The organism is Pseudoxanthomonas sangjuensis, from assembly GCF_010211755.1.
GTDB lineage: Bacteria > Pseudomonadota > Gammaproteobacteria > Xanthomonadales > Xanthomonadaceae > Pseudoxanthomonas_A > Pseudoxanthomonas_A sangjuensis.
In genome coordinates, this window is sequence record NZ_PDWR01000001.1 from 136,293 (window position 1) to 161,777 (window position 25,485).

A 25,485-nucleotide genomic window follows, 5' to 3' on the forward strand; every position below is an offset into this window, starting at 1 on the left:
TCGGTCGCTCTCGCCTACTTTTCGACGAAGGCGCGCTCGAACACGTACTCGCCGGGGCTGCCGATGCGCGGCGCGGCCTGGAAGCCGCGCGCGTCGAGGATGCGGCGCAGGTCGGCGAGCATCTGCGGGCTGCCGCAGATCATCGCGCGGTCGTGTTTCGGGTCCAGCGGCTCGATCCCGAGCGAGCGCATCATCTCGCCGCTTTCCAGCAGCTCGGTCAGGCGGCCGCGGTTCGGGAATTCCTCGCGGGTCACCGCCGGGTAGTACAGCAGCTTCCCGCGGATCGCCTCGCCGAGGAACTCGTGCTGCGGCAGTTCCTTCTCGAAGTAGTCGCGGTAGGCCAGGTCCTTCACCTGGCGCACGCCGTGGGTCAGGATCACCCTGTCGAAGCGTTCGTAGGTCTCCGGGTCCTTGATGATCGACAGCCACGGCGCCAGGCCGGTGCCGGTGCCCAGCAGGTACAGGTTGCGGCCGGGGTGCAGGTCGTGGATCAGCAGGGTGCCGGTGGGCTTCTTGCCGATCAGGATGCCGTCGCCGGGCTTGACGTGCTGCAGGCGCGAGGTCAGCGGGCCGTCCTGCACCTTGATGCTGAAGAATTCGAGCTGCTCTTCCCAGTTCGCGCTGGCGATCGAGTACGCGCGCATCAGCGGCTTGTCCGTCCCGTCTTCCTGGCGCACGTTCAGGCCGATCATCACGAACTGGCCGTTGTCGAAACGGAAGCCGTCGTCGCGGGTGGTGGTGAAGCTGAAGTAGTCGTCGGTCCAGTGGCGGACGTCGAGCACCGTCTCGGTGCCGAAGGCGGAAGACATGGGGGAAGCGGGGCTGTGTCGGGTAGTTGCGGATTGTAGTCGGCCGGCATTCGCCGGCCTTGATCGAACTCAACGGGCGCACGTCCGCGGACGCGCCGCCCGGGTGCGACGACGGCGGTCAGCCGTGGCCGCCGCCGCGGGGCCCGCGGTTGCCGCCGCGCGGATGCGGGCGACCGGCACTGGGCCGGGCGTTGAAGCCGCCGCCCGCTTTGCCGCCGCCGCGGTTCTGGCGCGGTCCGCGCGGCTGCTGGCCGTACGGGTTGTAGCCGGGCGTGGCGTGGTCGGACGGAAAGCTGGGGGCGTTGCCGGGATGGCCATAGGGCTTGGCCGCGCGCTGCGGCTTGTTGCCGGCGGCCTGGCCGCGCGCGCCGCGTTCGGTGCCGAAGCCGCCGCCGAAGCCCGCGTTCTCGTTGCCGAAGCGGTCGCCGCCGCGACGGTTGCCGCGCGATTGCTGTTGCTTGCCGCCGGGCTTGTTGCCGAAGGGCTTCTTCGCCCCGGCGTTGCGATGGCCGGCGGGGCCGGTCTCGACGCCTTCCGGCACGTACCAGGTGCGGAACGCGGCCGGATTGCCTTCCGGCAGCGGCTTCGGGCCCTTCTGCTTGCGCTGCTTGAACGGCTTCTGCGACTGCTTCGCCGCCGCCTCGCCGCTGACCGTCAGGCCGCCGTGCGGCTTCTTGCCGCGACCGCGGCCGCGTTCGTCGCGGAAGGTATCGAAGCGGCGCAGTTCGCGGCCTTCGTCGGCGGTGCTGTGGCCGTTGACGTAGGCGTTGCCGGCGCCGCCGCGCACGTGCACGGTCGATTTTGCCGCCCTGCGCTGGCCGATCACCGGCTGCAGGGTCAGCGCGGCCGGCGCGCCGTCTTCCAGGCCCAGCTTCTTGCGCAGGGCTTCGACCTGCGCCTCCGGCAGTTCCTGCGACTGGCCGCGCAGCAGCGGTTGCGGCAGGCTGATGTCGCCGTAGCGCACGCGCTTCAGGCGGCTGACCTGGCAGCCCTGCGATTCCCACAGGCGACGCACTTCGCGGTTGCGGCCTTCCTTCACGACCACGCGGAACCAGTCGTGCGAATCGGTGCCGCCGATGCGCTCGATCTCGTCGAACTTCGCCGGGCCGTCGTCCAGCGCCACGCCGCGGGCGAGGCGGTCGACGATGTTGTCCGGCACGCTGTCCTGGCCTTCCGGCGCGCGCACGCGCACCACGTATTCGCGCTCGACCTCGAACGACGGGTGCATCATCGCGTTCGCCAGCTCGCCGTCGGTGGTGAGCAGCAGCAGGCCGGTGGTGTTGATGTCGAGGCGGCCGATCGCGATCCAGCGCGCGCCCTTCAGCGAGGGCAGGGCGTCGAAGATGGTCGGGCGGCCTTCGGGGTCCTCGCGCGTGGTCACTTCGCCTTCCGGCTTGTTGTACATCAGCACGCGCGATGGCTCGCTCAGCGCGCTGGCGACGAAGGTCTTGCCGTCGAGTTCGATCTTGTCGCCGGCCTTGACCGACATGCCGACCTGCGCGGTCTCGCCGTTGACCTTGACCAGCCCGTCGGCGATGCGCTGTTCCAGCGCGCGGCGCGAACCCAGGCCGGCCTGCGCCAGTACCTTGTGCAGGCGCTCTTCCAGCTTGGCGGTTTCGGTGGCATCGGCGTCGCGCTTCAGCGACAGCTTGTTGCGGGGTGTAGCGTTCATTCTTCTTCCTGCTCCGACGAGACCCTGGGGGCGTCGTCTTCTTCGTCTTCGTTTGCGTTTTCGTTGGGGGGGGAATCGCCGGCGGCGGCCGCTGCGCCGTCCGCTTCGCCGGTTCCGGCGTCGTCGTTCCCGTCGAGGACTTCGGCTTCGCCTTCGTTGGCCGCTTCGTCCTGCGTCTCGCCGGCTTCGTCCTGCGCCAGCCCGGCCGGGAGCGGGGCGCCGTCGAACGGCAACTGCGGCTCCAGTTCGCCGATGTCCTTCAGTTCCGACAGCGGCGGCAGCTGGTCGAGGCTCTTCAGGCCGAAATAGTCGAGGAAGCCCTTGGTGGTGCCGAACAGCGCCGGCTTGCCGGGGACGTCGCGGTGGCCGACCACGCGGATCCATTCGCGTTCTTCCAGCGCCTGGATGATGTTGCTGCTGACCGCGACGCCGCGGACCTGTTCGATCTCGCCGCGGGTGATCGGCTGGCGGTAGGCGATCAGCGCCAGCGTTTCCAGCGTGGCGCGGGTGTACTTGGTCTTGCGCTCGGTCCACAGCCGCGCGACCCATTCGTGCACGTCGGCCTTGACCTGGTAGCGGAAGCCGGACGCGACTTCGACCAGCTCGACGCCGCGCTCGGCGCAGGCGTCGCGCAGTTCCTCCAGCGCCTTCTCGACGCTGCCCGGAGGGGCGGGCTGTTCTTCGGGGAACAGCCCGTGCAGCTGCGCCAGGCTCAGCGGCTGGCTGGCCGCGAGCAGCGCGGCTTCGACGATGCGGTTGATCAGGGATTGGTCCATCGTGTTCCAGAGTGTTGTTTGCATCGGTGACGCGGGATCAGGCTTCTTCGTCGTTCGCCGCGTCGCTGTCGTCGAACTCGCTGGAGAACTGCAGCGGGTCGTTGGTGTTGTTCAGCGCCAGCGACTTGACGTAGATCGGCGCCAGCGGCGCTTCCTGGACCACGTCGAGCAGCTGCTCCTTGGCCAGTTCCAGGATCGCCAGGAAGGTGACCAGCACGCCGAGCTTGCCTTCCTCGGCGGTGAACATCGATTCGAAGCGATGGAACTTGCCGTCCTCCAGCCGCGCGAGCAGGTCGCCCATGCGCTGGCGGACGCTCAGCGCCTCGCGCTTGATCGCGTGGCCGCTGAACAGCTCGGCGCGCTTGAGCACGTCGTGCAGCGCCAGCAGCATCTCCTTCAGGTCCACCGGCGGCGGCAGCCTGACCACCGCGCGGTCCGGCACGAAGGCCGACACCGGCGTGGTGTCGCGGTCCTGGCGGGGCAGGGCGTCGAGGTCTTCGGCGGCCTGCTTGAAGCGTTCGTACTCCTGCAGGCGGCGCACCAGTTCCGCGCGCGGGTCGCCTTCGTCCTCCGGCACGCCTTCCGGGCGCGGCAGCAGCATCCGCGACTTGATCTCGGCCAGCATCGCGGCCATCACCAGGTACTCGGCGGCCAGCTCGAAGCGCAGCTCCTGCATCACGTTGATGTATTCCACGTACTGCCGGGTGATCTCGGCGACGGGGATGTCGAGGATGTCCAGGTTCTGCCGGCGGATCAGGTACAGCAGCAGGTCCAGCGGACCCTCGAACGCCTCGAGGATCACTTCCAGCGCGTCCGGCGGGATGTACAGGTCCTGCGGGATCTGCAGCAACGGCTGGCCGTGCACGATCGCCAGCGGCATCTCCTGCTGCTGCGGCCGGGACGGCTCTTGCGGGCGTGTATCGCTTTGCGGGTCCGCGTCTTGCGCGAGTTCGGATGTCATTCGGTTTTGCCGTACAGCGTGTTGCCGATCTCCGTCGCCGTCCCGACCGGGCGCGGCGATGCCGTGCCGGGGAACCGCCGCACTCGCTGGCCGGCGCCTGTCGGATACTGCGTCTGGAGCCCTGTCGCGTCCTTGGCGGACGCTTCCCACATCAAACCACGGACCACGCGCGCCATGGCGGATGGCGGCGGGCTACATCTTCATGGAGGTCTTGGGTCCGGGCGGGAGGGGGACAGCGATTGTGTCGCCGGAAAGCGTGGCCGCTGCTGCCGGCCGGACTGGTTGAAGCCTAGGTTAAGCGCTGGCACGGCCCGTGTCCAGCCGGGCGCGGCCTACAATTCAGCATCGACCGGAAAGGAGCAATTCCCGCATGTGGTACGCCATCGAAGGTTACGACGCCGCCGACGCCCTGGCCATGCGCACCGCCGCGCGGCCGGCGCACCTGGCCCGCCTGCGGGCCCTGCGCGATGCGGGGCGCCTGCTGGTCGCCGGGCCGTGCCCGGCGATCGACGCCGAGGATCCCGGCCCGGCCGGTTTCAGCGGCAGCATCGTGATCGCCGAATTCGAATCGATGCAGGCGGCGCAGGCCTGGGCCGATGCCGACCCGTACGTGGCGGCCGGCGTCTACGTCCGGGTCGAGGTACGTCCGTTCCGCCAGGTGTTGCCGTGAGTCTGCCGGCCGCGGCGCGCGTCGCGGCGATCCGCGAGCGCCTCGAGGCCGTTTTCCGGCCGCATGCGCTGGAAATCGTCGACGACAGCCATCGTCACGCCGGCCACGCCGGCGCACGCGACGGTCGCGGTCATTTCGATGTCCACATCGTCAGCGCGGCCTTCGCCGGCATGGCGCCGCTGGCCCGGCACCGTGCGGTCTATGCGGCGCTGGGCGAGTTGATGACGACGGACATCCACGCCCTGCGGATCGAGGCATTGACCCCGGCCGAGGCGTCGTAGGGGCGCCTCCGGGCGCGACCTCTCTCCCCGGCGCCCCACGGAAAGATCCACGGGCATGGACGGCTTCGCGGTCGTGCCGGCGTGCGCCAGCGGGAAAGCGGTTCACAGCCGGCTTGAAAACGTTTACAGTGCCGCCGTCGTCAGGAATCACGGGAACTGCGGAGGGGCAGTGAAAGACACCAAACACCCGTTCGGGAAGGGCCGGCTGCGTCTGGTCGCGGCCGTGGGACTGGTCGTCTCCGGCATTGCCGCCGCGCAGTCCGGCAGCACCAGCGAAGAGGACCGGCTGGTCGAAGGCCTGCTGGCGAAGATGACGCTGGAGGAAAAGTTCGGCCAGCTGAACCAGCCGCCGGGCCCCGACAACAACACCGGCCCGCAGGCCGAGGCCGCGGGGCTGGACCAGGTGCGCAAGGGCCGGGTCGGCTCGTACCTCGGCGTCACGGGCGCAGGGCGCACCTGCCAGTACCAGCATGTCGCGGTCGAGGAATCGCGGCTGGGCATCCCGCTGCTGTTCGGTTACGACGTCATCCACGGCTACCGCACCATCTTCCCGCAGTCGCTGGGCGAGGCCGCGACCTTCGATCCGGCTGCGGTCGAACACGCGGCGCGCATCGCCGCGGTCGAGGCCAGCGCGGACGGCGTGCACTGGACCTACGCGCCGATGGTCGACGTGGCCCGCGACCCGCGCTGGGGCCGCATCTCCGAAGGCTCGGGCGAAGACCCGTACCTCGGCAGCGTGCTCGCCGCCGCGCGCGTGCGCGGCTTCCAGGGCGAAAAGCTCGGCGAGGACGGCACCCTGCTGGCCACCGCCAAGCACTTCGTCGCCTACGGCGCGGCCGAGGCCGGGCGCGACTACAACATCGCCGACATGTCCGAGCGCACCCTGCGCGAGGTGTACCTGCCGCCGTTCAAGGCCGCGGTCGACGCCGGCGTCGGGTCGGTGATGGCCTCGTTCAACGAACTCAACGGCGTGCCGATGCACGCCAACGCCGCGCTGATCGACGGCGTGCTGCGCAAGCAGTGGGGCTTCGACGGCGTGGTGGTCAGCGACTACACCGGCATCTGGGAGCTGACCAAGCACGGCGTCGCCGCCGACGAATCCGCGGCGGGCGTGCTCGGGCTGAAGGCCGGCGTCGACATCGACATGGTCAGCGACATCTACCGCCGCTTCGGGCCGAAGCTGGTCCGCGACGGCAGGCTGGACGAGAAGCTGGTCGACGAATCGGTGCGGCGGGTGCTGCGCGCCAAGTACCGGATGGGCCTGTTCGCCGACCCGTACCGCTTCTGCGCCGACACCACGCGCGCCAAAACCCGCATGCTGACCCCGGAACACCGCCAGGCCGCGCGCGACGTGGCGCGCGAATCGCTGGTGCTGCTGAAGAACGACGGCGGCGTGCTGCCGCTGTCGAAGGACGTCGGCAAGGTCGCCGTGATCGGCCCGCTGGCGGACTCGCGGGCGGACATGCTCGGCAACTGGGCCGGCGCTGGCCGTCCGCAGGATGCGGTCACGCCGCTGCAGGGCCTGCGCGAAGCGCTGGGCGAGGCGCGCGTGCTGCATGCGAAGGGCGCCGGCGTCAACGGCGACGACGAGTCCGGCTTCGATGCCGCCGTCGCCGCGGCGAAGCAGGCCGACGTGGTGCTGCTGTTCATCGGCGAATCCGGCGACATGAGCGGCGAGGCCAGCAGCCGCTCGTCGATCGACTTGCCGGGCGTGCAGCAGGAACTGGTCGAGGCGGTGAAGGCGACCGGCAAGCCGGTGGTCGCGGTGGTGTTCAGCGGCCGGCCGCTGACCCTCCAGCCGCTGCACGACGCGGTGCCGGCGATCGTCGAGGCCTGGTTCCCCGGCATCGAGGGCGGCCATGCCATCGCCGACGTGCTGTTCGGCGACTACAACCCGGCCGGGCGCTTGCCGGCGACCTTCCCGCGCAACCTCGGCCAGGTGCCGATCTACCACGCGCACCGCAACACCGGGCGGCCCACGCGCCTCAACCCGGACGGCAAGATCGAGAAGTACACCTCGCGCTATCTCGACGTCGACAACTCGCCGCTGTACCCGTTCGGCCACGGCCTCAGCTACACCACGTTCCGCTACGGCGCACCGAAGGTGAAGAAGGCGAAGATTGCCGCCGGCGAAAGCCAGCAGGTCGAAGTGACGGTGACCAACACCGGCAAGCGCGAGGGCGACGAAGTGGTGCAGCTGTACCTGCGCGACGACGTGGCCAGCGTGACCCGGCCGGTGCGCGAACTGCGCGGCTTCCGGCGCGTCCACCTCAAGCCCGGCGAAAGCCGCGTGCTGAGCTTCGAACTGAAGCCCGACGACCTGGCGTTCTACGACGCGAAGTTGCAGCGCGTGGTCGAGCCGGGCACGTTCACCGTGTTCGTCGGCGGCAGCTCGGAGGCGAAGCTGCAGGCGACGTTCGAGGTGAAGGCGCAGTGAGCGAACGCCGCCGCTTCCCGGGGACGGGGCGGCGTTGGTTGTGCCTGGCGGCGGCCTTGCCGACGCCGGCATGCACCCCCAGACCCCTCGTTGAACGGGAATGGCGTCACGCGGACTGTGCCGGCGCAGCGTTCGGCTGGCCGGCGACATCGGGTGCGCGCGATCAGCACGATCAGGCTGTTGCGGTTGCAGGCGGATCGACCCAGCGTTTTGTTGCGAAGCAACAGGTCGGGGGCCTTGGCTGCACACATAACCCGCTGATCGGAAAGGTTTTCTGCCTGCAGCTAACATCGGCTTTACATTGCCGGGTGAAAACGTTTACAGTCCATCCCGGACAGCAGACATCGTCGCGGAGGGGCGGCAGATGGCGCGAAGCGGTACGGTCACGATCAAGGATGTGGCGCGCGAGGCGGAAGTCTCGGTCGCAACGGTTTCCCGCGCGCTCAACGGCCACGACAACGTCGCCGAGAACGTGCGCCAGCTGGTGCTGGCGACCGCGCAGCGCCTGCGCTACCAGCCGCACGCCGCCGCGCGCAGCCTCAGCAGCCGCCGCACCCAGACCATCGGCGTGGTCCTGCCGGATCTGTACGGCGAGTTCTTCTCCGAACTGATCCGCGGCATCGACGCGGTGGCGCGCGCGCGCCGCCAGCACCTGCTGGTTTCCAGCTACCACGGCCACCCGGAAGAGCAGGGCGAGGCCCTGCGCGCGATGCGCGGCCGCGTCGACGGCCTGCTGGTGCTGTCGCCCTATGCCGACCAGCCGGGCTTCCTCACCGACAACCTGCCCGCCGGCCTGCCGGTGGTGCTGGTCAACACGCAGCTGCCGGATTCGGATTACGCCGCGCTCAGCGTCGACAACTACGGCGGCGCCACCGCGATGGTCGAACACCTGGTCGGCGCGGGGCACCGCCGGATCGCCTTCATTTGCGGCCCGAAGGACAACTTCGATGCGCGCGAACGCCTGCGCGGCTACCGCGATGCCCTCGCGCGGCTGTTGCCGGATACCCAGCCGCTGGAACTGCCCGGCGATTTCGACGAAGCCTCCGGCTACGAGGCCGGCAAAAGGATCGTGGCATCGAAACACCGGCCCGACGCGGTGTTCGCCGCCAACGACATGATGGCGCTGGGCTGCCTGTACGCGTTCAACGAGGCCGGCGTGCGCGTGCCCGACGACATCGCGCTGGCCGGTTTCGACGACATCCCGCTGGCGCGCTTCGTTCACCCGACCTTGACCACGATGCGGGTGAACATCGCCGAACTCGGCGGGCGCGCGATGACGCGGCTGCTCGATGCGGTCGATGCCAACGACGAACTGGCCGCGCCCGTGCAGACGCTGACCACGGAATTGATCGTGCGCCAGTCCAGCGAGCGCCCCCGGCGCGGAAGCGGCTGAAAATTTTTTGTTCCGCCATGTAAACGTTTTTTTCGACGCAAATACGTTGTTTCCACTTACTGATTGCACGCCCTGGGAGGGGAGACGTCATGAAAGCAAGCACGCAACGCAATCGCCGCCCCACGCGCAAGCTGCTGACCTGCGCCTTGGCCAGCTGCCTGCTGCTGGGTACCGCGCCGGCCTTCGCGCAGTCGTCCAATGCGACCTTGCGCGGCAAGGCGCCGGCGGGAGCGCAGGTTACCGCGACCAATACCGCCACCGGCCAGATTCGCCGGGTCGCCGCCGCGGCCGACGGCAGCTACGCGCTGGTCGGCTTGCCGCCGGGCACCTATCGCGTCGATGCCGGGCCCGGCACCGAAAAGACCGTCACCCTGGCCGTGGCCACGGCGGTCAGCCTGGACCTCGAAGGCGGCGGCGCGCCGGCGCCGAGCGGCGAGGCGACCACGCTGGACACGGTCACCGTGACCGCCGCGCCGCTGGTCGAGGTGAAGACCTCGGAAGTCGGCACCAACGTGTCGCTGAAGCAGATCAACACGGTGCCGCAACTGACCCGCAACTTCCTCGAGTTCGCCGACACCGTGCCGGGCATGCAGTTCACCACCGATGCCGCCGGCCATACCCAGATCCGCGGCGGCGCGCAGCAATCGTCGGCGGTCAACGTCTACATCGACGGCGTCGGCCAGAAGAGCTACCTGTTCGGCGGCGTGTCCGGCCAGGAGCAGAGCGCCGGCAACCCGTTCCCGCAGCTGGCGATCGGCGAATACAAGGTCATCACCTCGAACTACAAGGCCGAGTTCGACCAGGTCGGTTCGGCGGCCATCGTCGCCGCGACCAAGTCCGGCGGCAACGAATTCCACGGCGAGGTGTTCGGGCGGCATACCGATTCGAGCTGGCGTGAAAAGACCGCCGGCGAGAAGGCGCCGGGCAAGGCGAAGCAGAGCACCCACCAGAACGAATACGGCTTCGCCTTGGGTGGCCCGATCATCCAGGACAAGATGCACTTCTTCGTCAGTTACGAAGGCAAGGGCTTCGTCATCCCGGCCGACCCGGTCGTGCCGGGGCGCCGCATCGCCCTTGGCGATTACCTGCCCGAAAGCGTGCAGGCCAAGTTCGGGCCGGTGACCCGTCCGTTCAACGAGGACCTGTATTTCGGCAAGATCGATTGGGACGTCGGCGACAACGACCGGCTCGAGTTCTCGGCCAAGGTCCGTAAGGAGGACAGCCGCGACAGCGTCGGCGGCACCACCACGGCCGATGCGGCGAAGAACAACAAGAACGAAGAATCGCGCTACGACCTGAAGTGGTCGCATTACGGCGAAACCTATCTGAACGAGACGCGGGTCACCTACGAGGACGTCCTGTTCAATCCGACCGCCTACACCATCGGCAACCAGAGTATCTATACCGAAGGCGTCAACGAAAGCTGGGGGGTCATCACCGACGATGCCACCAGCGGTCTGGCGATCCAGAACAAGGGCCAGAAGGGTTGGGGCCTGCAGGACGACATCACCTTCAATTCGTTCCAGTGGGCCGGCGACCACGTCATCAAGGCCGGCATCAAGTACAAGCAGGTCGACCTGACCCAGAGCGAGAACTCGACGCTGAACCCGTCGTTCTACTACTCGGTCAACGACGGCATGAATCCCGACGTGCCGGTGGGGCCCTACACGCCGATCGGCACCAACACCATCCCCTACCAGGTCAAGTTCAACCTGCCGTTCGAAGGCGGAATCAAGCCCACCGTCACCACCAACGACAAGCAGTTCGGCATCTACATCCAGGACGACTGGGACGTCACCGACCGGTTGCAGTTGAATATCGGCATCCGCTGGGACTACGAGGAAATTCCTTCGTACGAGGACCACGTCACGCCGGCGCCGCTGGTCGACGTGCTGATGAACGGCCACAGCACCTACAGCAATTCGGCCCCGAACATGGAAGCGGGTATCGCAGGGCAGCAGGTGCCGATCACCTACGCGGAACAGCTCGCGCTGGGCGGCGTGGACATCAGCGACTACATAAGCAATGGCCACAACCGCAAGGCCGACAAGAACAACTGGGCGCCGCGCCTGGGCTTCTCCTACGACCTCGGCGGCGACGAGCGGCACGTGATCTTCGGCGGCGCCGGCCGCAGCTACGACCGCAACCTGTACGACCTGATGGGGCTGGAGCAGGTCAAGTACGGCCTGGCTCCCTACACCATCCAGTTCGTGGAATCGTCCGGCTGCACGCCCGCGCCGGCGCAATGCGTGAACTGGGATCCGGCCTACCTGAGCGGCACCGACGCGCTGGCCGGACTGGTAGGGGTCACGGCGCTGAGGGGCGAGCCGAACATGCTCAACAACGACCTGGTCACGCCGTATTCCGACCAGTACTCGTTGGGCATGCGCAACAGCATCGGAGAATGGAATACCTCGGCGACGCTGTCCTACATCCACAGCAAGGAAGGTCTGGTCTTCACTCTGGGCAATCGCTACCCGGATGGTGCCTTCTGGGGGACGCCCTCGTGGGGTGGCGTCGGACAGCCGTGGGAATACGCACCGCCGGGCTTTGGCAACCTGATCCTGGTCAACAACGGCCTGGAAACCAAGACCACGCAACTGCTGCTGTCGGCGGACAAGCCCTACACCAAGGAGTCCGGCTGGGGCGTATCCGCGGCGTACACCTACTCGCACGCCCGCGGCAACCGCGGCAGCGACGAGCACTATGCGTTCGACGGCGCGACCATCGACGACTATCCGTTCATCGCGCTGAAGGCGGTGCCGGAACACCGCCTGGTGGTTACCGGCATCTACGACCTGCCGTGGGATATCACCGCGTCCGCCAAGGTGACCTTGTCGACGCCGCCGCCGCTCAACGAAATCGCCCCGACGGCGCCGATCCCGACCCCGGTGGCGTTCGATGCGGCGGGCACGTACGGCGTCAAGCAGCTCGACCTGTCGCTATCGAAGGACATGCACGTCACCGAAAACGTCACCGTGCAGGTGCGCGGCGACCTGATCAACGCACTGGACGCCGACAACCTGAGCGGCTACCAGTGGGATTGGGTCAACGGCAGCGCGACGAACGTGCGTTTCAACCCCTATGGCAGCCAGTACTCGCCGCCGCGCACGCTGTTCCTCAGCGCGCGCGTGATCTGGTGACGGAAGCGACGGGAAACGCGGACGGGACCCGCGGATGCGGGTCCCGTCTTACCCGGGACAGGGCGGGGTGATGAGCGAAAACGCGATCCGGACCATAGTCGTCGTCGGTGGCGGCACGGCCGGCTGGATGGCCGCGGCCGCATGCGCCAGGAACCTGGGCAAGACCTGCGCCGTGCGCCTGGTCGAGTCCGAGGAGATCGGCATTGTCGGTGTCGGCGAGGCGACCGTGCCGCACATCCGCATCTTCAACAACGAGGTGCTGGGCCTGCCCGAGGCCGAATTCGTCAAGGCCACCCAGGGCACGTTCAAGCTGGGCATCCAGTTCCGCGACTGGGCACGGAACGGCGACCGCTACTACCACGGCTTCGGCCTGGTCGGCCGCGACCTCGGGTCCGTGCCGTTCCACCAGTGCTGGCTGCGCGCGCGGCAGGCCGGGCGTGCGACCGACTACGCCGACTACGGCCTGCAGAGCCTTGCGGCCGAACGCGGCAAGTTCCTGCCCGGCGCCAACGATGTGCCGATGGACTCGCCGTTGCGCACCATCGCCTATGCCTACCACTTCGACGCATCGCTGTACGCGAAATACCTGCGCGGTTTCTCGGAGAAGCTCGGCGTGGTCCGCCACGAGGGCAAGATCGTGCAGGTCTCGCAGCGCGCCGGCGACGGCTTCGTCGACGCGGTGGTGCTGGAGAGCGGCGAACGCATCGAGGGCGACCTGTTCATCGACTGCTCCGGCTTCCGCGGCCTGCTGATCGAACAGGCGCTGCGGACCGGCTACGAGGACTGGAGCCGCTGGCTGCCCTGCGACCGCGCACTGGCGGTGCCGTGCGCGCGGGTTTCCGACCCGACGCCGTACACGCGATCCACGGCGCTCGGGGCGGGCTGGCAGTGGCGCATCCCGCTGCAGCACCGCACCGGCAACGGCTATGTCTATTGCAGCGGGCACATCAGCGACGACGAGGCGGCCGCCACCCTGCTTGCCAACCTGGACGGCGCTGCGCTCGCCGAACCGAGGCCGCTGCGTTTCGTCACCGGCAAGCGCCGGAAGTTCTGGAACAAGAACGTGATTGCGGTCGGCCTGGCCAGCGGCTTCATGGAGCCGCTGGAATCGACCAGCATCCACCTGATCCAGATGGGCATCGTGCGCCTGCTGGACTTGTTCCCGGACCGCGGCTGCGATCCGGTGCTGGCCGAGCGCTACAACCGCGCGGTCGATTTCGACTACGACCGCATCCGCGACTTCATCGTCCTGCACTACAAGGCGACCGAGCGCGACGATACGCCGTTCTGGAGGCATTGCCGCGAGATGCCGGTCCCGGACGAGCTGCAGGAGAAGATCGCCCTGTTCCGCCATTCCGGTCGCTTCTATCGCGACGGCGAGGAATTCTTCGCGATGCACAGTTGGGTCCAGGTGATGCTGGGCCAGCGGATCATGCCGCGCGGCCATCACCCGTTCGTCGACCAGCTTCCGGAGGACGAGGTGATGAAGTTCGTCGACCACGTGCGCCAGGTCATCTCGAACTGCGTCGACGCGATGCCTGCGCACCAGGCGTTCATCGACCGCTACTGCAAGGCGCCCGCGCCGGCATGAATACCGTTGTTTCCGGGATGAGGGGGAAGAGAGTGTTCGGGAGAGTTCCTGCGGCGCATGGATGCGGTCGTACCATGAAGCGGGTCGCGTTCGTGTTGTTCCTCGCGTTGACCTTCGGCGCCTGCAAGCGCGAGCCGGAACAGCCGCAGCCGGCGCCGGCACCCGCGCCCGCACCGGGGACGGAGGCGCCGGCGAAGGTCGAGCCCGCCAAGCCGGGGCGGCCGGTGAAGCCCGAACTGCCGCCGCTGTTCCGCGACATTGAGCGGCGCACGTTCCAGTTCTTCTGGGACACCACCAACGAGAACAACGGGCTGACGCCGGACCGCTATCCGTCGCGGCCGTTCGCCAGCATCGCCTCGGTCGGCTTCGCCCTGACCGCATACCCGATCGGCATCGAGAACGGCTGGGTCAGCCGCACCCAGGCCGTGGACCGCACGCTGACCACGCTGCAGTTCTTCCGCGACGCGCCGATGGGGCCGCAACGCGAAGGCAAGGCCGGTTACAAGGGCTTCTACTACCACTTCCTCGACATGCGGGACGGGGTGCGCTGGGGCAAGTGGGTCGAACTGTCCAGCGTCGACACCACGCTGCTGATGATGGGCGTGCTGTTCGCGCAGTCGTACTACAGCGGCGACGATCCGCGCGAAAAACAGATCCGCGAGATCGCCGAGCAGATCTACCGGCGCGTCGACTGGGCCTGGATGCAGCGCAACGCGCCGCTGGTGTCGATGGGCTGGTTCCCGGAAAGCGGCTTCATCCGCAACGACTGGCGCGGCTACAACGAGGCGATGATGGTGTACGTGCTGGGGCTCGGTTCGCCGACGCACCCGCTAGGCGCGGACGCGTGGGAAGTGTGGACGCGCAGCTACGGCGAATCGTGGGGCGTGTACCAGGGCCAGGAATACCTGTCCTTCGCGCCGCTGTTCGGCCACCAGTACAGCCACGTGTGGATCGATTTCCGCGACATCCAGGACGTGTGGATGCGCGAGCGCGGTCTCGACTATTTCCTCAACAGCCGCCGCGCGGTGCTGGCGCAGCGCGAGTACGCCATCGCCAACCCGATGAAGTGGAAGGACTACGGCGAGAACGTCTGGGGACTGACCGCCAGCGATGGCCCGCAGTACACGCAGCAGGAATACCGCGGCGAACAGCGCACGTTCCGCGGGTATTCCGCGCGCGGCGCCGGCCTGTACGATGCCTTCGACGACGGCACCCTGGCGCCGACCGCGGCGATCGCCTCGCTGCCGTTCGCGCCGGAAGTGGTGATCCCGGCGACCGAGGAAATGCACAAGCGCTACGGCGAATTCCTGTACTCCAGCTACGGCTTCCTCGACGCCTTCAACCCCAGCTTCGAGTACGACATCCCGCTGAAGCGCGGGCGCATCGTGCCGGGCCGCGGTTGGGTGGCCTCCGACTACATCGGCATCGACCAGGGGCCGATCCTGGCGATGATCGCCAACTATCGCAACGACTTCGTCTGGGACGTGATGAAGCGCAATCCGCACATCCGCCGCGGGCTGGAACGCGCCGGCTTCACCGGCGGCTGGCTGTCGCCCGAGGAGGAGGATGCGGGGAAGAAGGAAGCCGACGCCAGGGCGGCGGAGGCCCGCGAGATCGGCATCGCCGAGTCGCGCGCGATCAGCGCCGAAGCGAAGACGCAGCAACGGGAAAGCCCGGCGCCGGCGCAGCCGAAGTAGACTGGGCCGATGGACGCGACCGCGCGCATCGCCGCATGGGCCCGGGCCGGACTGGCGGCCGGCCTGCTCTCGCTCGCGGCCTGCGGCGGCGCGCGCGACGGCCGCGAGAAGGTCGTGTTCTGGGCGATGGGCCGCGAGGCCGAGGTCGTTTCCGGATTGGTCGCGGACTTCGAGCGCGAGAACCCCGGCATCGCGGTCGACCTGCAGCACATCCCGTGGACCGCCGCGCACGAGAAGCTGCTGACCGCCTACGCCGCCGGCGCGCTGCCCGACCTGTGCCAGCTCGGCAACACCTGGATCCCGGAATTCGCCGCGCTCGATGCGCTGCAGCCGTTGCAGGGATACGTCGGCGCCTCGCCGGTGGTGCGGCGCGACGACTATTTCCCCGGCGTGTGGGACGCGGTCGTGGTCGACGGCCGACTGCTCGGCGTGCCGTGGTACGTGGACACGCGCCTGCTGTTCTACCGCAAGGACATCCTGCGCGAGGCCGGCGTGGCGTTGCCGATCCGCACCTGGGACGAGTGGAACGCGGCCATGGCGAAGGTCAAGGCGCACGTCGGCCCGCGGCGCTATGCGATCCTGCTGCCGGTCAACGAATTCGAACAGCCGCTGTCGCTGGGCCTGCAGACCGGCGATCCGTTGCTGCGCGAGCACGATACGCGCGGCAATTTCTCCTCGCCGGGCTTTCGCCGGGCGCTCGGCTTCTACGCCAACGTGTTCGCGCAGGGCTGGGCGCCGAAGGTGTCGGAGACGCAGGTTTCCAACGTCTGGGACGAATTCTTCAAGGGCAACCACGCCTTCTACCTGTCCGGACCCTGGAACATCCGCGAATTCCGCCAGCGCGCACCGGCGGAACTCGCGGACCAATGGTCGACGATGCCGCTGCCGGGGCCGGACGGTCCGGGCGCGGGCATCGCCGGCGGCTCGAGCCTGGTCATCGCGAAAACCTCGAAGCACCCGCAGGCGGCGTGGAAGCTGGCCGAATACCTGTCGCGGCCGGAAGTGCAGCGGCGATTCCACGCGCTGATCGGCGACCTGCCGCCGCGACGCAGTGCGTGGCAATCGCCGCAACTGGCCGGCGACGAGTACGCGCGCGCCTTCCGCGACCAACTGGAACGCGCGGTGCCGCCGCCGAAGGTGCTGGAGTGGGAGCGCATCGCGCAGGAGCTGCGCCTGGCCACCGAGCGCGTGGTGCGCGGCGGCGAAAGCCAGGACGCCGCCGTCGCCGAGCTCGACGCACGGGTCGACGCGATCCTGGAAAAGCGCCGCTGGATGTACCGGACGGGACGAATCCCGACGAAGCCGGGGCCGGAGTCGCCGGGTGCTTCCCCTTCGCCCCTCGCGGCAGCGGATGCCCCGATGCGGCAGGTATCGAACGGGACCGTACGTCGATGAGGCGCGTACCGCTCGCCGCCTGGGTCTTCGCCGGTCCCGCGCTGGCCGTGATCGGCGTGTTCTTCGTGCTGCCGGTGCTGGCCGCACTGGCGCTCAGCCTGACCGACTTCGACCTGTATGCGCTGGCCGACGCGCGCAACCTGCGCTTCGTCGCCTTCGGCAACTACTTCGACTTGCTGCGCACGCCGCTGTTCTGGAAGGCGCTGTGGAACACGACGTACTTCGTCGTCGTCGGCGTGCCGCTGTCGATCGCGGTGTCGCTGGGCGCGGCGTTGCTGCTGGATTCGCCGCTGGCGAGATTGAAGCCGCTGTTCCGCACCGCGCTGTTCGCCCCGGTGGTGACCACGCTGGTCGCGGTGGCGGTGATCTGGCGCTACCTGTTCCACACCGAATACGGGCTGGTGAACTGGGCGCTGGGCTGGCTCGGCATCGCGCCGGTGGACTGGCTCGGCGATCCGCGCTGGGCGATGCCGACGATCATCCTGTTCGCGGTGTGGAAGAGCTTCGGCTACAACATGGTGATCCTGCTCGCCGGCCTGCAGGCGATACCGCCGGAGCTGTACGAGGCCGCGCGCATCGACGGCGCCGGCCGCTGGCGCCAGTTCCGCCACGTCACCCTGCCGATGCTGGGCCCGGTGCTGCTGCTGGTCGCGGTGATCACCGTGTCCGGCTACTTCCAGCTGTTCGCCGAGCCGTACGTGATGACCCGCGGCGATCCGCTGCAGAGCACGGTCAGCGTGCTGTACTTCATGTTCGAGGAGGGCTTCAAGTGGTGGAACCTGGGCCGCGCCTCGGCGGTGGCGTTGCTGCTGTTCGCGATCGTCGTCGCGGTGACCACGCTGATGCTGCGCCTGGGCCGCAGGAAGGGGCTGGTATGAGCCGCCGCGTCGGCGAACCGCGCGCGCAGGCGCTGTGGGTCAACGGCGCGCTGTTGCTGCTGGCGCTGCTGAGCCTGGCGCCGCTGCTATGGATGCTGTCGGTGTCGCTGATGCCGCGCGGCGGGGCCAGCCATTTCCCGCCGCCGCTGCTGCCGTCGGCGGCGACGCTGGAGAACTACCGCGAACTGTTCGCCCGCACCGGCATGGCGCGCAACTTCGGCAACAGCCTGCTGGCTTCGCTGGCGATCACCTTCGGCTCGCTGCTGCTCAACACGCTGGCCGGCTACGCCTTCGCCAAGCTGCGCTTCGCCGGGCGCGAGCGCATCTTCCGCATGTTGCTGGCCGCGCTGGTGCTGCCGGCGCAGCTGGCGATGCTGCCGCTGTTCCTGCTGATGAAGCAACTGCACCTGGTCAACAGCCTCGGCGGCGTGATCGTGCCGGCGCTGGCCACGGTGTTCGGCATCTTCCTGGTGCGGCAATACGCGCGCAGCATCCCCGACGAACTGCTCGAGGCCGCGCGCATCGACGGGGCGGGGGAGTGGCGGATCTTCCTGCGCATCGTGCTGCCGATGCTGCGCCCGGTGCTGGCGACGCTGGCGGTGTTCACCTTCATGGCGGCGTGGAACGACTTCATGTGGCCGCTGATCGTGCTGACCGGGCAGGAGAACTACACGCTGCCGGTGGCACTGGCTTCGCTGTCGCGCGAGCACATCATGGACGTGGAACTGATGATGGCCGGTGCGGTGGTCACCGTGCTGCCCGTGCTGCTGCTGTTCCTGCTGCTGCAGCGGCATTACGTGCAGGGCCTGACGCTGGGCGGGGTCAAGGGTTGAGCGACGCCGGCGCGGCCTATTCCTCGAAGCGGCCCGTGGCGTCGCGGTCGCGCTCGTATCGCCGCTCGAGCGGAAACGGCGGCAGCCAGGATTCGCGGCGGACGGTCCACAGTTCGTAGGTCGGCAGCAACTGGTCCGGGGCGTCCAGCGACCCGAGGTTCACTTCGATTTCGTCCCCGCTGCGTGCGAAGATGGGCGAGCCGCAGCGGGGACAGAAGAACCGCCCGGCGTAGTCGCGCGTTTCGCCGTCGATCGCCACCGCGTCTTCAGGGAAGATCGCGGAAGCGTGGAAAAGGGCCCCATGATGCTTGCGGCAGTCGAGACAATGGCAAAGGCCGACCCGGTACGGGCGTCCCGAGGCCACGATCCGGACGTTGCCGCACAGGCAGCCGCCGGTGAAACGGTCCATGCTGCGCCTCCTCCGGAAGCAGGGGGGCGGCATGTTTACAACGAACCGCGCCGTCGGCGCAATTGCCCGCCGGTGGGTTGAACTCGCATGCGTCGCGCTTCGTTGCCGTTGTGGCTGGTTCCGCTGACCATCGGCTGCACGCTGCTGGTCGCCGCCCACCTCGCCTGGTGGTTGTCGATCCGCGGCGGTTACATCGAAGCCTGCAATCCGTACTGGCACGGCTGCACGTCGATCAGCCGCGCCGCGCGCCACGGGCTCGGCAACTACCTGTTCCGCCTGCTGATGTTGCCGAACGCGCTGCTGCTGGCGATCCACTGGTGGCTATGCCGGCACTGGCTGCGCGGGACGGGGGGCGAACGCGACGCGGCCGGCGCCAGGCTGCTGGCGATCGGGCTGGTCTCGGCGCACGCGCTGGCGGTCTATGTCGCCTTCCTCGGCACGCAGGGGCATGTTTACGCCTTCATGCGCAGCTATGGCGTGGTCCTGTACTTCGGCTTCGGCTACCTGGCCCAGCTGGTGTTCGTGTACCTGGCGGGCAAGCGCGGCCGCCTGCCGCCGGGGATGACGCTGGCGATGAAGGCGCTGTGCGGGCTGATGCTCGCGCTGGGCCTTTTCAAGCTGGGTTGCGACCTGCTGGTCGACGACGAGCAAGCGAAGGACCGCATCGCCGACGCGGTGGAATGGCAACTCGGCCTGCTGCTGGCCGGCTGGTACCTGTTGCAGGCGTGGGCGTGGCGGGGCGAGCGGGTGTTGCTGGAATTCGCCGGCAGGGATTAGCCGCGCGCCTTGCGCACAATCTCCGCGGCCTGCGCCGAAGCCGCTTCGACCTTGTCCCACTCGCCGGCTTCGATCCACTTCAGATTGACCATCCACGAACCGCCGATGCAGACCACGTTCGGCTGCGCCAGAAATTCGCCGGCGTTGTCGGCGTTGATGCCGCCGGTGGGGCACAGCTTCAGGTCCGGCAGCGGCGCGGCAAGGCCCTTGAGCATGTTCATGCCGCCGGCGGCGTTGGCCGGGAACAGCTTGCAGGTGCGGAAGCCCAGTTCCATCAGCGACAGGAATTCGGTCGGCGTGGCGCCGCCCGGAACCACCGGCACCGGCGCCTGCGCCAGCAGCTTCGCCATCGAAGGCGAGGTGCCGGGAGTGACGAGGAAGTCGGCCCCGGCCTCGACGCATTCGTCGACCTGCTTCGGCGCGACCACGGTGCCCATGCCGATCCTGATGTCCGGCAGCTCCTGCTTGAGCATGCGCAGCGCGTCCATCGCCACCGGCGTGCGCAGGGTCAGCTCGATCGCGGGCAGGCCGCCGCGCAGCAGGGCGGCGCAGGTCTGGCGCGCCTGTTCCAGCGTATGGATGGTGACCACGGGCAGGATGCCCGCGGCGCGCAGCAGTTGTTCGGCCTGGTTCTGGCGTTCGGCGATGGTCGGGTGCGTCGTGGTCATGGGTGGTCAGGCGTCGGTGGTTTCGTGCGGCGCTTTCGCGGCGTCCGCGTCGTGGCCGAGTTCGTATTCGGCGTCGTATTCCCAGTCGCCTTCCGGCGACGGCGGGCCACAGGAAATCGACAGCGCGCCCTGGTCGGCGGGCGCGACCATGCGCCGGTTGAAGGCGAACAGGTTGCGGCCCAGGTCGAACGGCGCCGGCGCGGTGTTCGACGCGATGCCGCGCTGCGCCCATTCGCCGGCGTCGACCAGCGCCTCGAGCACGCCGGCCTCGGCGTCGAGGCGGATCAGGTCGCCTTCGCGCAGCTTGCCGATCGGACCGCCGCTGCTGGCTTCCGGGGTCAGGTGGATCGCGGCGGGGAACTTGCCCGAGGCGCCGGACAGGCGGCCGTCGGTGACCAGCGCGACGCGCCGGCCCTGGTTCTGCAGCAGGCCCAGCAGCGGCGCCAGCGAATGCAGTTCCGGCATGCCGTTGGCACGCGGGCCCTGGTAGCGGACCACGGCGACGAAATCCTGCGGCAGCGCGCCGGCGGCATGCAGCTTGTTCAGCGCGCGCGGGTCGTCGACGACGACGGCGGGTGCCTCGATGCTGCGGTGCTCCGGCTTCACCGCCGAGATCTTGATCAGCGAACGGCCCAGGTTGCCGCGCAGCAGGCGCAGGCCGCCCTGCGCTTCGAACGGCTGCGCGACCGGGCGCACCACGTCGGGGTCGGCGCTGTGCGCGATGCCCGGCGCGTAATCCAGCTTGCCGTCGTGCAGGCGCGGCTCGTCGCAGAATGCGCGCATGCCGCCGGGCACGATGGTCGGCAGGTCGTGCATCAGTCCCGCATCGAGCAGTTCGCGGAACACGAACGCGGTGCCGCCGGCCGCGGCGAAGCGGTTCACGTCGGCGTCGCCGTTCGGATAGACGCGCGCCAGCAGCGGCACGGTCCGCGAGATCTGGTCGATGTCGTCCCAGGTCAGCACCAGGCCGGCCGCGCGCGCGACCGCGACCCAGTGGATGGTGTGGTTGGTCGAACCGCCGGTCGCCATCAGCGCGGCGATCGCGTTGACGATCGCGCGCTCGTCGACCAGGTGGCCGACCGGACGGTAGTCTTCGCCGAGCGCGGTGATGCGCAGCGCGCGTTCGGCCGAGGCGCGGGTCAGCGCCTCGCGCAGCGGCTGCTCCGGGTTGACGAAGCTGGTCCCCGGCAGTTGCAGGCCCATCGCCTCCAGCAGCACCTGGTTCGAGTTGGCGGTGCCGTAGAAGGTGCAGGTGCCGGCGCTGTGGTAGCTGGCCGATTCGGACTCCAGCAGTTCCTCGCGGGTGGCCTGGCCGGCGGCGTAGCGTTCGCGCACTTCGGCCTTCTGCTTGTTCGGAATGCCCGGCGTCATCGGCCCGGCCGGCACGAACACCGCCGGCAGGGGGCCGAAGGCGAGGGCGCCGATCAGCAGGCCCGGCACGATCTTGTCGCACACGCCCAGGTACAGCGCGGCGTCGAACATGTCGTGGCTCAGCGAAACCGCCGTGGCCTGCGCGATCACGTCGCGCGAGAACAGCGACAGTTCCATGCCCGGGCGGCCCTGGGTGACGCCGTCGCACATCGCCGGCACGCCGCCGGCGACCTGCGCGGTGGCGCCGAGCGCGCGCGCGGTGTCGCGGATCAGCTGCGGGTAATGCTCGAACGGCTGGTGCGCCGACAGCATGTCGTTGTAGGCGGTGACGATGCCCAGGTTCGGCGTGGCGTCGCCGCGCAGGCGCTGCTTGTCGGTCGGCCCGCAGGCGGCGAAGCCGTGGGCCAGGTTGCCGCAGCCGAGGCGGCCGCGGTGCGGGCCGTCGCGCCAGGCGCTGTCGATGCCTTGCAGGTAGGCGCCGCGCAGATTGGCGCTGCGCCGGCGGATGCGCTCGGTGACGGCTTCGATGGCGGGATGGATGGACGCGGGATGCGGGCTCATGGCGAAGGCTGTGCAGCGGGGTCTGCAATTGTGCGCCTGTCGTGGAGCCAACGGAAGAAGTGGAATTCCATAGGTCTGACAGTGGTATTGCGATTGGTGCCGTCAGCTCACGGGACACGCGTGAAATGGTTCGTGCGCAGCACCGGTTTTCCGTCGCGGTCGAAGTAGGCGACGGTCTCGATCATCGTCGTGCCGTCCGCGGCAACGGTGTAGATGCGCGTCGAGGCCGGGATCCCGCCCTTGCCGAGGTGCATGACCAGGACGTTGGGCGCGGGCAGCTGCAGCGCGAAGATGTCGGCCTCGTCGCTTTCGCGGACCGGTACGGGCGCGCCGTCGAGCGCGGCGGTTCCTTCGGAGTGCCTTTTCGTCCCGTCGTTCCCGGCGATGTCGACCTGCGCCTCCCAGTTCCCGCCGCCGACATCGCGGAAGGTGATCACGACGCTCTTCGGCCGCGCCTCCGGCGGAACCGGCAGGCGGGAGACATCGACGGACCAGCTGCCGAGCAGGGGAGAGACGGCAACCGGTTGCGCAGCAGCGGCCGGAGCTAGGCGGGTCATGCCTGCAAGCAGCAGCATCGTTGCGAAAATCGCCTTCATGCGAACCTCCCGATGAATCGCCGGCGGCGGGATGCGATGCGGCCGCGGGCGGCGAAGCCCGCCGTCGCGGTCACGCCTTCTCGCCGAACGCCTCGACCGCGAATGCCGCCGCGCCGAGCAGGCCGGGGCGCGGGTGCATGATCGCCAGGGTCGGGATCTTCGCCATCGCCGGCGAGAAACGGCCCTTGTGCTCGAAACGCTGGCGGAAGCCGGAATGCTGCAGGCTGTCCAGCACGCGCGGCACCAGCCCGCCGGTCAGGAACACGCCATCCCATGCGCCCAGGGTCAGCACCAGGTCGCCGCTGATCGCGCCGAACACCGCGCAGAACACGTCCAGCGCGCGCGTCGCCAGCGCATCGCCGGCGGCCGCGCGCGCGGTGACGTCGGGCGGTTCCAGCAGGCCGGGATCGACGCCGGCGATTTCGCTCAGCGCGCGGTGGATGTTGACCAGGCCGGGGCCGCAGATCAGGCGTTCGTTGGAAACGCGGCCGAACTGCCTCGACAACCGGTCGAGGATCTTCAGTTCCTCCGGCGTGCCCGGCGGGAAGCTGACGTGGCCGCCTTCGGTTTCCAGCGGATAGCGGCGGCCGTCGCGCACCAGCAGCCCGCCGACGCCGAGGCCGGTCCCGGGGCCGATCACCGCATAGGTGCGCGGCTCCGACAGCGGCGCCGGCGTCCAGCGCACGCCGCCCACCGACACCACGTCGGCCGGGGTCAGCAACGACACCGCCATCGCCTGCGCGGCGAAGTCGTTGACCAGCCGCAGCCCGTCGAAGCCCAACGCGTCGCGCGTGCGCGACAGCGAGATCACCCACGGATGGTTGGTGATGCGCGCCTCGTCGCCATCGATGCGCCCGGCCACGGCAAAAACCCCTTTGGAGATGGCGCCGTATTTCGCCTGCGCGCCGGTCTGCTCGAGGTAGTGCCTGGCCGCGTCGGCCAGCGACGGGAAGTCGGCGACCTTGAACTCGTGCACGCTGTCTTCGAGCAGCGGCGAAGCGGCGTTGCAGTCGGCCAGCGCGAAGCGCGCGTTGGTGCCGCCGATGTCGGCGAGCAGGGCGTTGTGCTGGCCGCTCACGCGCACACCCTCGCCATCGTGCGCAGCGGTACGCAATTGGTCATTTCCCCGTCCCTTCGGTGCAATACCGCTAATCGTACCCGCCTTCGAGCGCCGCGCCATGGCTGGCGACGATCTTTGCGTAATAACGTGCACTGTCCTTGGGCGTGCGCACCTGGGTCTCGAAGTCGACGTGGATCACGCCGAAGCGCTTCGAGTAGCCCAGCGACCATTCCAGGTTGTCCAGCAGCGACCAGACGAAGTAGCCGCCGATGTCGCAGCCCGCCCCCATCGCGGCGTGCACCGCACGCAGGTGCCCGCGCAGGTAGCTGGCGCGCAACGGGTCGCGCACGCGCCGCGCTCCCGACGGATCCGTCTCCGCCTTGGGCGGATCGAAGAAGGCCGCGCCGTTCTCCGTGATGAACATCCTCGGGTTGCCGTAGCGTTGCTTCACCCACAGCAGGGTATCGGTCAGGCCCTGCGGGAAAACCTCCCAGCCGGTTTCCGTATACGTATGCATCGGCTGCTTCACCGGCGCGGCCCGCAGCGGCCAGTTGGATGCGTCGTGGCGGGTGACGTTGCGGGTGTAGTAGTTGATGCCGACGAAATCGATCGGCTGCCGGATCAGGTCCATGTCGGCCGGCGGCCAGTCCGGCCAGGCCTCGCCGAAGACCTCGCGCAGTTCATCGGGGTAGCTGCCGAGGAACACCGGGTCGAGGTACTGCCGGTTCATGTAGGCATCGGCGCGCTTGGTCGCGGCCAGGTCTTCCGGCGAATCGCTGGCCGGGTACTTCGGCTCGATGTTCACCACGATGCCGATCTCGTGCTTGCCGTTGGCGCGGTACGCCTGCACCGCCTTGCCGTGCGAGCGCAGCAGGTGGTGCGAGGCGATCGGCGCCTCGAAGCGGTTGCGGTGGCCCGGCGCCAGCGCGCCGTGCAGGTAGCCGCCGTCGGTGACCACCCACGGTTCGTTGAGCGTGGCCCAGCGGCGCACGCGGCCGTCGAGGCGCTGGTACATCAGCGCCGCGTATTCGGCGAACCAGTCGGCGATGTCGGGGTTCAGCCAGCCGCCGCGGTCGTCCAGCGCCGCCGGCAGGTCCCAGTGGAACAGGGTGGCGACCGGCTGGATGCCGTTCTCGAGCAGGCCGTCGACCAGGCGCTCGTAGAAATCGAGGCCCTTGTGGTTGATGCGGCCGCGGCCCTCGGGCAGCACGCGGCTCCACGAGATGCTGAAGCGGTAGGCCTGCAGGCCCAGCTGCTTCATCAGCGCGACGTCCTCGCGCCAGCGGTTGTAGTGGTCGCAGGCCACGTCGCCGGTGTCGCCGTTGAGCATGCGTCCCGGGGTGTGGGCGAAGCGTTGCCAGATGCTCGGTCCGGCGCCGTCGGCCAGCGGCGAGCCTTCGATCTGGTAGGCCGCGGTAGCGCTACCCCAGATGAAGCCCGGGGGAAAGGTGTACGGCTTCGACATGGCCCCTCCGGCGTGTCGTCGGTTTTCTTCGGTGCCCGCTGG

Annotated in this window: 20 protein-coding genes and 1 pseudogene; 11 read left to right on the forward strand and 10 right to left on the reverse strand. The window is 68.8% G+C overall.

The window, feature by feature from the left end; genetic code table 11:
* Window positions 1-14: 14 nt before the first annotated feature.
* From CSC71_RS00670 to CSC71_RS00685, 4 genes and pseudogenes are all read right to left on the reverse strand, one after another.
* A complete protein-coding gene (locus CSC71_RS00670) occupies window positions 15-809 on the reverse strand; it encodes a ferredoxin--NADP reductase (protein ID WP_162372410.1) in 795 nt (264 codons plus the stop codon).
* Window positions 810-927: 118 nt separating this feature from the next.
* A complete protein-coding gene (rluB, locus tag CSC71_RS00675; protein WP_162372411.1) occupies window positions 928-2,481 on the reverse strand; it encodes a 23S rRNA pseudouridine(2605) synthase RluB in 1,554 nt (517 codons plus the stop codon).
* A gap of 29 nt (window positions 2,482-2,510) precedes the next feature.
* Window positions 2,511-3,257, reverse strand: a pseudogene (gene scpB, locus CSC71_RS00680) (SMC-Scp complex subunit ScpB); the annotation flags it as partial.
* Window positions 3,258-3,294: 37 nt separating this feature from the next.
* Complete coding sequence (locus CSC71_RS00685; RefSeq protein WP_162372412.1) at window positions 3,295-4,218, reverse strand: segregation and condensation protein A; 924 nt, start codon at window positions 4,216-4,218, stop codon at window positions 3,295-3,297.
* A 370-nt stretch (window positions 4,219-4,588) separates the two neighbouring features.
* On the opposite strand from CSC71_RS00685, the gene CSC71_RS00690 reads away from it, so the two are divergent.
* The 10 genes from CSC71_RS00690 (at window position 4,589) to CSC71_RS00735 (ending at window position 18,536) form a co-directional block, all read left to right on the forward strand.
* Entirely contained in the window at window positions 4,589-4,888 is a 300-nt protein-coding gene (locus CSC71_RS00690) for a YciI family protein (protein WP_162372413.1), read from the forward strand.
* A 2-nt stretch (window positions 4,889-4,890) separates the two neighbouring features.
* Window positions 4,891-5,169, forward strand: a complete 279-nt coding sequence (locus tag CSC71_RS00695) for a BolA family protein (RefSeq protein ID WP_425501902.1) — start codon at window positions 4,891-4,893, stop codon at window positions 5,167-5,169.
* 169 nt (window positions 5,170-5,338) lie between these two features.
* Window positions 5,339-7,606, forward strand: coding sequence for a glycoside hydrolase family 3 N-terminal domain-containing protein (locus CSC71_RS00700; RefSeq protein WP_246191902.1), 2,268 nt, complete (start codon window positions 5,339-5,341; stop codon window positions 7,604-7,606).
* A 364-nt stretch (window positions 7,607-7,970) separates the two neighbouring features.
* Window positions 7,971-8,999 (forward strand): LacI family DNA-binding transcriptional regulator, encoded by a 1,029-nt coding sequence (locus CSC71_RS00705; RefSeq protein ID WP_162372416.1) that lies wholly within the window; start codon window positions 7,971-7,973, stop codon window positions 8,997-8,999.
* An 89-nt stretch (window positions 9,000-9,088) separates the two neighbouring features.
* On the forward strand, window positions 9,089-12,142 hold the full coding sequence (locus tag CSC71_RS00710; protein WP_162372417.1) for a TonB-dependent receptor: 3,054 nt from the start codon (window positions 9,089-9,091) through the stop codon (window positions 12,140-12,142).
* 70 nt (window positions 12,143-12,212) lie between these two features.
* Window positions 12,213-13,733, forward strand: a complete 1,521-nt coding sequence (locus CSC71_RS00715) for a tryptophan halogenase family protein (RefSeq protein WP_162372418.1) — start codon at window positions 12,213-12,215, stop codon at window positions 13,731-13,733.
* A 74-nt stretch (window positions 13,734-13,807) separates the two neighbouring features.
* Window positions 13,808-15,430 (forward strand): glucoamylase family protein, encoded by a 1,623-nt coding sequence (locus CSC71_RS00720; RefSeq protein ID WP_162372419.1) that lies wholly within the window; start codon window positions 13,808-13,810, stop codon window positions 15,428-15,430.
* Window positions 15,431-15,439: 9 nt separating this feature from the next.
* Window positions 15,440-16,825, forward strand: coding sequence for a sugar ABC transporter substrate-binding protein (locus CSC71_RS00725; protein WP_162372420.1), 1,386 nt, complete (start codon window positions 15,440-15,442; stop codon window positions 16,823-16,825).
* Entirely contained in the window at window positions 16,822-17,703 is an 882-nt protein-coding gene (locus CSC71_RS00730) for a carbohydrate ABC transporter permease (RefSeq protein WP_162372421.1), read from the forward strand. The genes CSC71_RS00725 and CSC71_RS00730 overlap by 4 nt, the downstream gene beginning before the upstream one ends.
* Window positions 17,700-18,536, forward strand: a complete 837-nt coding sequence (locus CSC71_RS00735) for a carbohydrate ABC transporter permease (protein ID WP_162372422.1) — start codon at window positions 17,700-17,702, stop codon at window positions 18,534-18,536. The genes CSC71_RS00730 and CSC71_RS00735 overlap by 4 nt, the downstream gene beginning before the upstream one ends.
* Window positions 18,537-18,552: 16 nt before the next feature.
* Here CSC71_RS00735 and CSC71_RS00740 read toward each other — a convergent pair whose 3' ends face one another.
* The gene (locus CSC71_RS00740; RefSeq protein ID WP_162372423.1) at window positions 18,553-18,945 is read right to left on the reverse strand and encodes a GFA family protein; all 393 of its coding nucleotides are present in this window, start codon (window positions 18,943-18,945) and stop codon (window positions 18,553-18,555) included.
* A gap of 87 nt (window positions 18,946-19,032) precedes the next feature.
* On the opposite strand from CSC71_RS00740, the gene CSC71_RS00745 reads away from it, so the two are divergent.
* The gene (locus CSC71_RS00745) at window positions 19,033-19,722 is read left to right on the forward strand and encodes a hypothetical protein (RefSeq protein WP_162372424.1); all 690 of its coding nucleotides are present in this window, start codon (window positions 19,033-19,035) and stop codon (window positions 19,720-19,722) included.
* On the opposite strand, the gene CSC71_RS00750 is transcribed toward CSC71_RS00745, so the two are convergent.
* The 5 genes from CSC71_RS00750 to CSC71_RS00770 all read right to left on the reverse strand — a co-directional run bounded on the left by CSC71_RS00750 (window position 19,719) and on the right by CSC71_RS00770 (window position 25,443).
* The gene (locus CSC71_RS00750) at window positions 19,719-20,390 is read right to left on the reverse strand and encodes a bifunctional 4-hydroxy-2-oxoglutarate aldolase/2-dehydro-3-deoxy-phosphogluconate aldolase (protein ID WP_162372425.1); all 672 of its coding nucleotides are present in this window, start codon (window positions 20,388-20,390) and stop codon (window positions 19,719-19,721) included. The two genes, CSC71_RS00745 and CSC71_RS00750, sit on opposite strands and share 4 nt — an antisense overlap.
* 6 nt (window positions 20,391-20,396) lie before the next feature.
* On the reverse strand, window positions 20,397-22,322 hold the full coding sequence (edd, locus tag CSC71_RS00755; RefSeq protein WP_162372426.1) for a phosphogluconate dehydratase: 1,926 nt from the start codon (window positions 22,320-22,322) through the stop codon (window positions 20,397-20,399).
* A gap of 107 nt (window positions 22,323-22,429) precedes the next feature.
* Window positions 22,430-22,918 carry a hypothetical protein gene (locus CSC71_RS00760; RefSeq protein ID WP_162372427.1) on the reverse strand — a complete coding sequence of 163 codons (489 nt, stop codon included), beginning with the start codon at window positions 22,916-22,918 and terminating at the stop codon, window positions 22,430-22,432.
* A gap of 70 nt (window positions 22,919-22,988) precedes the next feature.
* A complete protein-coding gene (glk, locus tag CSC71_RS00765) occupies window positions 22,989-23,996 on the reverse strand; it encodes a glucokinase (RefSeq protein WP_246191908.1) in 1,008 nt (335 codons plus the stop codon).
* Between the two features lie 70 nt (window positions 23,997-24,066).
* The gene (locus CSC71_RS00770; RefSeq protein WP_162372429.1) at window positions 24,067-25,443 is read right to left on the reverse strand and encodes a GH1 family beta-glucosidase; all 1,377 of its coding nucleotides are present in this window, start codon (window positions 25,441-25,443) and stop codon (window positions 24,067-24,069) included.
* Between the last annotated feature and the right edge of the window lie 42 nt (window positions 25,444-25,485).